10 protein-coding genes are annotated in these 11,275 nt (G+C 69.1%); 3 read left to right on the top strand and 7 right to left on the bottom strand.

Annotated elements, in window-relative coordinates:
• Positions 1-12: 12 nt before the first annotated feature.
• Entirely contained in the window at positions 13-1,617 is a 1,605-nt protein-coding gene (locus OHB13_RS09220) for a PucR family transcriptional regulator (RefSeq protein ID WP_328376723.1), read from the top strand.
• On the opposite strand, the gene OHB13_RS09215 is transcribed toward OHB13_RS09220, so the two are convergent.
• The 3 genes from OHB13_RS09215 to OHB13_RS09205 all read right to left on the bottom strand — a co-directional run bounded on the left by OHB13_RS09215 (position 1,618) and on the right by OHB13_RS09205 (position 5,458).
• A complete protein-coding gene (locus tag OHB13_RS09215; RefSeq protein WP_328376722.1) occupies positions 1,618-3,312 on the bottom strand; it encodes an APC family permease in 1,695 nt (564 codons plus the stop codon).
• A 431-nt stretch (positions 3,313-3,743) separates the two neighbouring features.
• The gene (locus tag OHB13_RS09210) at positions 3,744-5,228 is read right to left on the bottom strand and encodes a sodium:solute symporter family protein (RefSeq protein ID WP_328376721.1); all 1,485 of its coding nucleotides are present in this window, start codon (positions 5,226-5,228) and stop codon (positions 3,744-3,746) included.
• Positions 5,225-5,458, bottom strand: a complete 234-nt coding sequence (locus OHB13_RS09205) for a DUF3311 domain-containing protein (protein ID WP_401600238.1) — start codon at positions 5,456-5,458, stop codon at positions 5,225-5,227. Before OHB13_RS09205 ends, OHB13_RS09210 begins: the two co-directional genes overlap by 4 nt.
• A gap of 382 nt (positions 5,459-5,840) precedes the next feature.
• On the opposite strand from OHB13_RS09205, the gene OHB13_RS09200 reads away from it, so the two are divergent.
• Entirely contained in the window at positions 5,841-6,986 is a 1,146-nt protein-coding gene (locus tag OHB13_RS09200; protein ID WP_328376720.1) for a D-alanyl-D-alanine carboxypeptidase family protein, read from the top strand.
• Positions 6,987-7,060: 74 nt separating this feature from the next.
• On the opposite strand, the gene OHB13_RS09195 is transcribed toward OHB13_RS09200, so the two are convergent.
• The 4 genes from OHB13_RS09195 to OHB13_RS09180 all read right to left on the bottom strand — a co-directional run bounded on the left by OHB13_RS09195 (position 7,061) and on the right by OHB13_RS09180 (position 9,811).
• Positions 7,061-7,951 (bottom strand): PhzF family phenazine biosynthesis protein, encoded by an 891-nt coding sequence (locus OHB13_RS09195; RefSeq protein ID WP_328376719.1) that lies wholly within the window; start codon positions 7,949-7,951, stop codon positions 7,061-7,063.
• A 29-nt stretch (positions 7,952-7,980) separates the two neighbouring features.
• A complete protein-coding gene (locus OHB13_RS09190) occupies positions 7,981-8,316 on the bottom strand; it encodes a MazG-like family protein (protein WP_328376718.1) in 336 nt (111 codons plus the stop codon).
• 82 nt (positions 8,317-8,398) lie between these two features.
• Entirely contained in the window at positions 8,399-8,857 is a 459-nt protein-coding gene (locus tag OHB13_RS09185) for a lamin tail domain-containing protein (protein ID WP_328376717.1), read from the bottom strand.
• 201 nt (positions 8,858-9,058) lie between these two features.
• Complete coding sequence (locus OHB13_RS09180; protein ID WP_328376716.1) at positions 9,059-9,811, bottom strand: SDR family oxidoreductase; 753 nt, start codon at positions 9,809-9,811, stop codon at positions 9,059-9,061.
• A gap of 145 nt (positions 9,812-9,956) precedes the next feature.
• Between OHB13_RS09180 and OHB13_RS09175 the strand changes: the two genes are divergently transcribed.
• Entirely contained in the window at positions 9,957-11,234 is a 1,278-nt protein-coding gene (locus OHB13_RS09175) for a multidrug effflux MFS transporter (RefSeq protein ID WP_328376715.1), read from the top strand.
• Positions 11,235-11,275: the final 41 nt, after the last annotated feature.

The raw sequence follows: 11,275 nt of genomic DNA, 5'->3' as shown, positions 1-11,275 counted from the left end.
AGAGGTTCCGTCATGGCTCTGTCCGTAGCAGCCGCACTCCAACTGGAGGTCTTCAGCCGGACCGAGGTCCGTGTGTACGCGGGTGAGGAGAATCTGGACCGGACCATCCGCTGGGTCCATCCTGTGGAGATCCCCGACGTCGCCCGTTTCCTGACGGGCGGCGAGTTGCTGCTGACAGCCGGGCTCGGGGTCGGCCGTACGGCAGGTGAGCAGCGGCGTTACGTCCAGGAGGTCAGCGCCGCGAACGCTGCCGCACTCGTCGTGGAACTGGGCGGGAGGGCGTTCACCACGATGCCGTCGGCGCTGGTGGACGAAGCCCGGCAGCTGGGCCTTCCCCTGATCGGCCTGGTGGACGAGCTGCCGTTCGTCGAGGTGTCCGCGCAGGTGCATGAGTTGATCTCCGACGAGAGGACCGCCGACCTCCTCGCCTTCGAGCGGCTCAACGCGGACTTCATCCAGCTGCTTCTGGCCAGTCGCAGCCATGTGTCCTTCGCTGAGACGCTCGCCCACCACGTGGGCTCTCCCGTGGTCCTGGAGGACACCGACCACCAGGTCGTGGCGTACGCCGGGGGCACAGCGGACACCGATCTGCTGATGAAGAACTGGGGGCTGCACGCCAGGATGGCCCACCGGACCGGGGCTCCCAGCGAGCACAGCAGGTCAACGGTGGTTCAGTCGCACGAGGAGCCGGGCTGTACGCGCCGCATGATCGTCCTGCGCGGCGAGGCGTGGGGCTGGATCCACGTCTTCAACGGAAGGGCGGCGCTCTCGGGCGCCCACGCCTATGCCCTCGACCGCGCCGCGGACACGATCGCCATCGCCCTGCTCGGCGACCGGGAGAGCGGTGCACGCGCCTCTCACCGGCAGAGCTCACTGATCAACCGGCTGCTGCTGGGCGACATCACCGGCGAGCAGTTCGTCGACCGGGCGCTCAAGGTGGGCCGTGATCTGCGCGACCGGCCGCTTGCCGTGGCCGTCGTCTGCAAGGAGCCCGGTGACGACCACTCCGCCAGGCTGGCGCTGGAGCCGGTGCTGAAGAGCATGAAACTGCCGGCCGTCCTGGCCGACACCGGCGATCAGGTGCTGGCCGTCGTCGGTCTGACCCACCAGGTGTCCGGGCAGCAGCTCACCGAGCAGCTCGACGCCCAGGGCGCCCGAGCAGGGGTGAGCCGCAGCGGCCCCGCCGAGCACCTCGTGGACGCGGCACGGCAGGCCCGTACAGCGGCGTCGGTGGCCGTCACCAGGGAGAAACCCACCACGCTCCACTTCGACCGGCTGGGCGTCCTGCGCCTGCTCGTGGCACTGGCCGACGGGCCCGAGCTGCACCGGTACGTCGATGTCGAGCTCGGGCCGCTCCTGCAGCACGATGCGACCGAGACGAACGCGCTGCTGCCGACGCTGCAGGCCTACCTCGCCGCCGACGGCAACAAGACACGGGCCGCGGAGGCCTTGTTCATCCAGCGGCGCACGCTCTACTACCGAATCGAGCGTCTCAACGCGCTACTCGGCAGGTCCGTCGACGACCCCGAGGTGCGGGGCGGCCTCTCCCTGGCACTCCGCGCCCTCGACCTGATGGGCCCGCACCGTTCCGGCACGCCCGACAACCAACGCCGGTAGTCACTCCCCGGGAGAACCGGTGTTGCTACCGGGGCCGGCCGTGCTGGGGGACGACGGCTTGGCCGCCCTTCTCGCGTCGTGGTGCTCCCCGGAGCCACCGCCGATGTTCGCGTAGACGTCGGGGCGGGTCCTGCGCCACCGCAGGGCGACCAGGACACCGGTGACGACAATGGCGACCAGGAGCAACTGCTGTCCGTACGCGAGCCATTGCGGCGCGCCGATCGACATCGAGTAGTAGACCGAAGTCAGCGTGAGAAGGAGTACGAGTCCGGCGAGTGCGAGGATCGGTGCGACCGAGGTGTTCCAGATCCTCTCCCCGTGCTCGATGATCCGGAAGTAGCGCAGGACCGAGACGGTGGTCAGCGTGAACAGGATGAGCAGGGCGAACGTTCCGAGCGCGAACATGGACGAGTACATCGCCACGGCATCGAGCCTGCTGAGAAGGAACGGGAGCATACAGATCACCGCTGCTCCGGTGGCGAAAGCCGATGCGTTCGACGGGGAGCCGTGCCGGCCGTGGGCCTTACCGAGGAAGGAAGGCAGGATACGGTCGCGGCCGAGCGAATAGAGGTACCGCGACAGTGAATTGTGGGTGGACAGCGCACCGGCGAAAACGCTGGTGACGACCATCACGATCATGATCTGGGTGAAGGTGTCACCCATGTAGTGGCGGAAGCCCTCACTGAACAGAGTCGTAGGATTCGCCGAACCGGCCGCGGCCACACGACTCGGCCCCCAGAAGGTCACGATCGCCCATGAAGTGAGGACGTAGAACGCTCCGAGGCCGGAGATCGCGAGATAGGTCGCACGCGGGATCGTCTTTTCGGGCCGTTTGACCTCGTCGCGGTAGATCGCGGAGGACTCGAAGCCGAGAAAGCACGTGATTGCGAAGAGAGTTGCGACGCCGAGGTCCCCCTGGAACACATGCGCCGGCTGGAAGGACTCAACCTGGTAGCCCTGTGGGCCGCCAGTGAAGAGAACGGGCGCATTGAACAGCATGACCAGCACGACTTCCGCGACCATGAAGGCCGAAAGAACCTTGCCGGAAAGCTCGACATTGAAGTGCCCGAGTGCGGTGATGATGACGCAACAGAGCGCAGCCCAAAGCCACCAGGGCGTACTCGGTGCACCGAAGGAACTGAGTACGTTCTCGATGGAAACCCCGAAGAACGCGTAGCTGCCGATCATGAAGACCAGGTAAGTGAAGGCGGCGAGGAGTCCCGTGCCGAGGCCGAGCGTTCGGGAGAGCCCCGCGGTGATGTAGGTGTAAAAGGCGCCGGGCTTCGGCAAGTTGCGGGTCATCGTGGTGAATCCGACGGCGAACAGCAGAAAGATCACGCCGACGAACGCGTAGATCACAGGCGTACCGATCCCGTTACCGCGGGTGATGCCGAGCGGCAGTACGCCGGTTACGTTCCCGATGGGCGCCGACATGGCGAGCACGGTCAGAGCGAGCTGAAGGGTGCCCATGGTGCCGCGCAGGCTTCCAGCGGGTTTTTCGGATGGCACGGAAAGGCTGGCTTTGCCGGCTTCGGCAGGTATCCCGCTTCGAGAGCGGACTCCGGTGCTTTCGGCGCTCATGGTGTCCTTTCTGAGCCGCACTCGGACGAGCCGGGGATGCGCTCGCGCGAGCCACGTAAAGGGGGGCGTGCCCCGCCGATACCGGTCGACAGCGAAACGCGGCCGGTCGGGCATGGTATCCGGCGTACCGGCACGGGCGCGGGGGCGTCGCCCTCTGTGAAGAAGGGTGAACTCGGTGAATTCGGTGACTGCTCGTCGGACGTCTTCGAGTGGGCGGCGCGCAAGTATTCGGGGGGCCTGTGGCTGTCCGTCGATCGGTCACTGCAAATTCGCGATGAATAGTAGAATGCGCCAACGTGACCGGGCATTGAAAGACACACTCTGTGCAGCGATGCACTCCGTGCTGCACAGTCCGGGAAGCGCCGTGCTCACAGTCCGCGGAGCGCCGTGCTCACAGTCCGCGGAGCGCCGTGCTCACAGTCCGCGGAGCGCCGGAGAGCGAGTCATCGATTCCGTACGGTGGCTGGAGCCCTCGTTGCGCCGAGAAGCCCCACCATGCGCGGCATGGCGGGGCTTCTCCGAACCGGTGTGCGGTGGCCGGGCCGTCAGACGGCGCCGACCTTCGGTGCCGTTTTCGCGGGGGCTTCACTCACCGAGGTGCGGGTGGCCGCCGAGACCGCGAACATCACGAGGGCGTTGGCCACGAGGGCGATGACGCCGACGTTGAGGTCCTTGACGGCCTGCGGCAGCCCCGGCAGCAGACTTCCGACGGTGGCGCCACTGATGGTCACCGCGCCGACGACCAGGACGCCCACGACGATGCCCGCTGCCGCGCCCTGTTTGCTGACCAGCTTGCGCGGGGCCAGGCTGACCAGCAGTGCCGGGAAGAGCTGCGTGACCAGCGAGTAGCCCATGAGCATCAGGTTCACGATGCTGCTGCCTCCGTTGAAGGTGAAGAACAGCGCGATCAGCGCCAGTACGGGCACCAGCAGCTTGGCCAGCCGGCCCACCGACTGTTCCGACGTCGCCGGGCGGGCGAGCTTGTAGACGTTCTTGGCCAGGCAGGTCGCCGAGGTCAGCAGGAGCAGCGAACCGGGGACCAGCGCGGTGAGCACACCGGCGCCGCCGATGACCCCCACGAACCACGGGTCGAAGGACTTGACCGTGATCCGCAGCATCGACAGGTCGGCGTCGGCACCCTTCAGGCCGGGAACGGCGATCAGCGCGGCGAATCCGGCCAGGAAGACGAAGAGCAGGACGAGTTGGTAGAGCGGCATGAAGATGGCGTTCCGGCGGAACACCCGCTCGTTCTGGGCGGTGTAGGAGGCGCTGAACGAGTGCGGCCACATGTAGAAGCCCAGCGTGGACAGCAGGACGGTCGAGACGAACCAGGACGGGCTGAGGCCGCTGTGCTGGAGGGTCAGGAAGCCCGGTTTCGCGGTGTTGATGGTGTGGAACATGTGGCCGACGCCGCCTGCGTAGTGCAACGGCAGGTAGATGCCGAGGAACAGCACCACCGAGAGGATCAGGACGTCCTTGAGGACCGCGGTCCAGGCCGAACCGTGGATGCCGGAGATGGTCACGTACACGGTCAGCGCGACCGTGCCGATGATCACCGCGATGGTCTTGGAGATATGGCCGTACGAGGCCTCGGAGACGATGATCCCCATACCGGTGAGCTGGAGGACCAGGTACGGCACCATCGCCACGACGCCGACCAGGGCGACCAGCGCGCCGAGCAGGGGACTGTCGAACTTCTTGGCGAAGAAGTCGGACTGGGAGACGAGCCGGTGCTCCTTGGCGTAACGCCAGATCGCCGGCAGCAGCCAGTACGACATCACGTACCCCAGTGCGCCGTAGCACAGGATGTACAGGGCGGGCCCGCCCTTCCCGTACGCCCAGCCCGAGGCGCCGAGGAAGGTGAAGGTGGTGTAGATCTCGCCGGCGAGCAGCAGGAAGACGAAGGTCGTTCCGAAGCTGCGGCCGCCGACGGACCATTCTTCGAGGTCCATGTCCTTGCCGCGGCGGGCCTGTAGCCCGAGGCAGATGGCGACCAGGAGGAAGCCGAGGATGACGACGAGTGCGGTCATGCCGAGTGCTCCTCCCGGTTGCGGGGATCGAGTTTGTAGATCACGGCCATGACCACCGAGATCAGGGCCACCCACAGGACGATCCAGAACAGGATGAAAGGCATTCCGAGTACGTAGGGCGTCACCCGGTTGGCGAACCAGATTCCGCCGAGGATCCCGATGAACGGGATCGCCCCGATGAGGGGGAGCAGGGCGCCGCCAACCGGACGGGGTTTGGACACAGGGGGCATGGGGACGTCCCGGGGTAGTGGTGAGCGCGTGTTATTCCACTGTGTGATCCGCAGTGCGTATTCCGTCATGCTTGTATTCCGTCATGCGGAATTAACTTTCCGGCATGAGCGTAGCCGCCGGTGCGGGATCTCTGTCAAGGCTCTGGTGGGCACCGCTTTCAATTCAACACTTCGTTGAATTCGCCCTGGTGGGAGGGGTTTTGGCGGCTGCGGACCAGTGTGCGACCGCCCGCCCGGACACCCCGCCCGCGCAACCGCGGTTCTCCTGACCTGGGTGCGGCCGCGGGGGCCGCCCGACCGCGTGACGCGCCCCCTGAAGCATTTCGGGTGATCCGCACCCCCCGGCGCACCCGCGCACAGCTCCGGTTCGTACGATCCCTCAGTGACCAGCGACGCTTCGCCCTCCAGGCGCGCAGTGCTCGGCCTCGCCGCCGCTGCCGTGCCCGCCGCTCTTCTTGCCACCGGGGCCGCACCGGCCTCGGCCGCCACCGCCGTGGGGGGTGAGCGGCTCGGCCTCGACGGGATACAGGTGAGTCCCGGCGGCGCACCCCGGCTTCCGCACCTTGCCGCCCAGTCGTGGCTCGTCGCGGACTACGAGAACGGGGAGGTGCTGGCCTCCTACCGCGCGCACCACCGGCTGCCGCCCGCCTCCACGCTCAAGATGCTCTTCGCGGACACCGTGCTGCCCAAGTTCGACAAGACGCTGAAGCACCGGGTCACCGCGGCCGATCTGGCGGGCATACCGGAGGGCAGCAGCCTGGTGGGCGTCGAGGCCGGTACGTCCTACACGGTCGACCAGTTGTGGCACGGGGTCTTCCTGCGCTCCGGCAACGACGCCGTCCATGTGCTCAGCGCCATGAACGGCGGAGTGCCCGCCACCGTGCGCGAGATGGCGGCGAAGGCCGTCGACCTGCAGGCTCTCGACACCCATGTCGTCAGCCCGGACGGATACGACCACCCCGGGCAGGTGTCATCGGCGTACGACCTGTCGCTGTTCGCCCGGCACGGGCTGCGGAACGCCGACTTCCGGGGCTACTGCGGGACCCGGATCGCCGAGTTCCCGGCCCGGGGCGGCAAGAAGTTCCAGATCCAGAACACCGACCGGCTGCTCGGTGTGTACAAGGGCATGATCGGCGTCAAGAACGGCTACACCACACACGCGGGCAACACCTTCACCGGCGCCGCCACCCGCGACGGCCGCACCCTGCTGGTCACCGTCATGCATCCGGTGAACGGCTACGACCAGGTGTACAAGGACACGTCGGCGCTCCTCGACTGGGGCTTCCGGGCCGCGGGCAAGGTCACCCCGGTCGGCACGCTCGTCGCCCCGGTCAGCGAGGGCGGCCGCCCCTCGGCCGCCGCCACCCCGGCGCCCGGCCCGAACGCGGCGCGGGCCGGCTCCGGCGGGTCCGGCGGCTCCTCGTCCTCATGGCCGCTGTTCGGCGCGGGCGGCGGGGCGGCCGCGCTGCTCGCCGCCGGCACGGTGGCCATGCGCAACCGCCGGCCGCGCCGTACCCGCAAGCACTGAACCGCCCGCCGGGGCGGCCGGGCACCCGCCCGGCCGCCCCGGTCAGCCGGTCGCTGGGGGGCCTTGCGCGCCGGTCAGCCGCTCTCCGCGATACGGGTGCCCGTGCCGCTCACCCGTACCCGCGCGTCGCCCGCCCGCAGAGCGACCGTCAGCTCGCCGGGGCGGCCCATGTCCGCGCCCTGGTGGAGCGTGAGCACCGCGTCCTCCGCGACGAGGCCCAGCTCACGCGCGTACGCACCGAACGCCGCGGCGGCGGCCCCGGTCGCCGGGTCCTCGACCACGCCGCCCACCGGGAACGGGTCCCGGACATGGAAGACCGTCTCCGACTCCCGCCACACCAGCTGGAGCGTGGTGAGGTCCAGGGTGTGCATGAACGCGGTCAGCCGGTCGAAGTCGTACGTGAGGTCCGCCAGCCGGGACCGGGTCGCGGCTGCCAGCACCAGATGCCGCGCGCCCGCGTAGGCGATACGGGGCGGGAGGGCCGGGTCGAGATCGGAGGTCTGCCAGCCCAGTGCGCCGAGTGCTTCGCCGACGTCGTCCCCGGCCACGTCGAGAACGGCCGGCTCGACGCTCGTCAGGGTCGCCCGCAGCGCGCCGCCCTCCTCGGCCACCGTGACCGGCACCGTGCCCGCACGGGTGGCGAGGAGGAGATCACCGGGACCGTGCCGTTCGGCGAAGGCGATGGCGGTGGCGACCGTCGCGTGCCCGCAGAACGGGACCTCGGCCTGCGGGCTGAAGTACCGGACGGTGAAGGCCCGCCCCGGTTCCCCGCCGAGCCCGGCCGGCGGCGCGGTGAGAAACGCGGTCTCGCTGTACCCGAGCTCCGCCGCGATCGCGAGCTGCGCCGCGTCGTCGAGCCCGGCGGCGTCCAGCACGACCCCGGCCGGGTTGCCCCCGGCGGGGTCGGTGGAGAACGCGGTGTAGCGGAGCATTTCGGAGCTGCGGCGTGCGGCGGGTGGCGTCATGTCCGTTGCCAACTGCCGATCCCGCGTGATCATTCCCCGGCGGGGTCCGGCCGGCTCAGGGAGCGGTTCGCGACCCGCGCCAGATGACCGGCGAAGACCTCGGCCGCGTCCGGGGTCAGCGTGCGCAGCGCCACCATCGCCGTCACGATCACATCGCAGAGCTCGGCCTCCACGTCCTGCCAGCTGTGCGATGTGCCCTTGCGGGGGTTCTGGCCGGTGGCGCCGATCACCGCCTGGGCGACCTCGCCGACCTCCTCGGAGAGCTTGAGGATCCGGAACAGGGTCTCCTCATGCGGGGGCCGGGAGGCGGAATCGGCCAGCCAGGCGTGGAGTTGGGAGACGGTGGTCCAGGCGTGTTCGTCCATGGACGGCACCCTGCCATGCCCGTCCACCGGTTCCCGCGTCAGCGGTTCCCGCGCCGGTGCTGCTGCCGGTGCACTCAGCGGGTCAGCTGGTGACGTACCCCTTGCCGGGGTGCGACCACGAGACGCTGTCCTTCTTCTTGCCCTTGGAGTCGGTCAGTGTCGCCGTGTCGCGGTCGTTGTTCCACACATACGCGCCGCGCCCCTGGTACTTGGACGCCGTCGTGTTCGTGCCCTTGCCCGTGTACACGGTGACCGACTGGTTCCGCTTGAGGGTGACGCTGCCGAAGGTGTACGTGTGCCGGCTCGCGTCGGTCACCTTCCAGCCCTTGATGCTGACAGTCGACTTGCTCCGGTTCTGGAGCCGTACCCACTCGCCGTTGAGGCTCTTGTTGGTGCGGGTGTCCTTGCCCGGCGAGTCGTACTGGACCTTGCTGATCTGTACGGGCGATGTGGCCGCCGAAGCGCTCGGAGCGGTGGCGAGCAGCGCCCCCGCGAGGGCGGTGGCGAGCAGTGCGGCGGAGGCCGTGGAACGTATGCGCAAGGTGCGCTCCTGGTGTGGAAAGTGTGAAGGAACCTTGAAGTAGTGGAGTGTAGAGGGCAGAAGAGGCCGCCGTGCCCGCTTTCCGCCAAGTCGCTTCTCCACAACTCACTTCTCCTCAACTACCCGGCCCGTACGGCCCGGTGCGGTGCCCACGGGTTCGGCCCCACCCACCGCCCGGCCCCCGTCACCCCCCCGCCCGGCTCAGCCGCGTCCCACGTACGGCATCGACGTCGCCAGCACCGTCGCGAACTGCACATTCGTCTCCAGCGGCAAGTCCGCCATGTGCAGCACCGTGCGCGCCACGTCCGCCACGTCCATCACCGGCTCGGCCAGCAGCTCCCCGTTGGCCTGCTTGATGCCGCTGCGCATCCGCTCGGTCATCTCGGTCGCCGCGTTGCCGATGTCGATCTGCCCGCAGGCAATGCGGTACGGACGGCCGTCCAGGGAGAGGGACTTGGTGAGGCCCGTCAGGGCGTGCTTCGTCGCGGTGTACGCGATCGAGTCCGGGCGCGGGGCGTGCGCCGAGATGGAGCCGTTGTTGATGATCCGGCCGCCCTGCGGGTCCTGCTCCTTCATGAGCCGGAAGGCGGCCTGCGCGCACAGGAACGAACCCGTCAGATTGGTGTCGACGACCTGCCGCCACGCCTCGTACGGAAGGTCCTCCACCGGCACCCCGCCGGGGCCCGAGATGCCCGCGTTGTTGAAGAGCAGGTCCAGTCGCCCCCAGCGCTCCCGCACCGCGCCGAAGAGCGCGCCCACCTCGTCGGGGGATGTGACGTCCGCCACTACGGGGAAGGTCTCACCCCCGGTGAGCGCGGCCGTCCCGGCCAGCTTCTCCATGCGGCGCCCGGCCAGCGCCACCGACCAGCCCGCGTCCGCCAGGGTGCGGGCGACACTGCGCCCGATGCCGGAACCCGCGCCGGTGACCACTGCTGTCTTCCGAGATGTGTTCATGGGGGCGCAGATTACGACAGGGCCGGTCCCGGGGCGGGCCCCGGTACCGGCGGGGGGCGCGGTCCCGACCGTGCGCCCGGCGTGCATCACCCCGGCTCGCGTGATCCGTCTTTATCACACCCGCTGAGCTGAGAGTATGGGGGCCATGCCGAAGACCTCTGCCCCGGAGCACATACGCACCGGGCTCCCCGCCCCTGCCGTCGCCCGCACCACCGGAATCCTGGTCACCCTCGTCCTCGGCGGGCTCACCGCGCTGCCCGCGCTCTCGATGGACATGTATCTCCCCGCGCTGCCCGAGGTCACGGACGCGCTGCACTCGCCCGCCGCCACCGTTCAGCTCACCCTCACCGCCTGCCTGATCGGTATGGCGCTCGGCCAGCTCGTCGTCGGTCCGATGAGTGACAAGTGGGGAAGGCGGCGGCCGCTCCTCATCGGCATGGCTGTGTACGTCGCTGCCACCGCGGTCTGCGCCTTCGCGCCGAGTGTCGAACTGCTCATCGGCTTCCGGCTGTTGCAGGGTCTCGCGGGCTCCGCGGGCATCGTGATCGCCCGTGCGGTGGTGCGCGATCTCTACGACGGTCTGGAGATGGCGCGGTTCTTCTCCACGCTGATGCTGATCTCCGGCGTCGCCCCGATCGTCGCCCCGCTCATCGGCGGCCAGATCCTCCAGATCACCGACTGGCGCGGAGTCTTCGTCCTGCTCACCGTGGTCGGCTCGCTGCTCACCCTCGTGGTGTGGAAGTGGCTGCACGAAACGCTGCCGCCCGAGCGGCGGCACACCGGCGGTGTGGGCCACGCGCTGCGGACCATGCGCACGCTCATCGCCGACCGGGTCTTCACCGGCTATCTGCTCGCCGGGGGTCTCGCCTTCGGGGCGCTCTTCGCGTACATCTCCGCTTCGCCCTTCGTCGTGCAGGACATCTACGGGGCGTCGCCGCAGATGTTCAGCCTGCTCTTCGGGATCAACTCGGTCGGTCTGGTCGCGGTCGGCCAGATCAACGGCAAGCTGCTCGTCGGCCGGGTCAGCCTGGACAAGGCGCTCGGTTTCGGGCTGATGGTCATCACACTCGCCGCCACGGCGCTGCTGCTGATGACATCCGGGGTCTTCGGCCACGTCGGCCTCTTCCCGATCGCCGCCGGGCTCTTCGTCCTGATGTCGGCGATGGGCCTGGCCATGCCGAACACCAACGCGCAGGCGCTGATGCGCACCCCGCACGCCGCGGGATCGGCCTCGGCGCTGCTCGGCAGCTCCACCTTCCTGCTCGGCGCGGTGGCGTCCCCGCTGGTCGGCATCGCGGGCGAGGCGACGGCCGCCCCGATGGCCGTGGTCCAACTGGTGTGCGGGCTGGGCGCGATGACCTGCTTCCTGGTGCTGTGCCGGCCGTGGCAGCGCAGGGCGCCCGCGGTGGCGGCAACACTGTAGACACCCGGGTGCGGCGGTGCGCCGCTTCGGCCGCCCGGCCG

Origin of the sequence: Streptomyces sp. NBC_00440 (assembly GCF_036014215.1) — a bacterium.
Lineage (GTDB): Bacteria > Actinomycetota > Actinomycetes > Streptomycetales > Streptomycetaceae > Streptomyces.
This window is presented reverse-complemented; position numbering and strand designations above follow the sequence as displayed.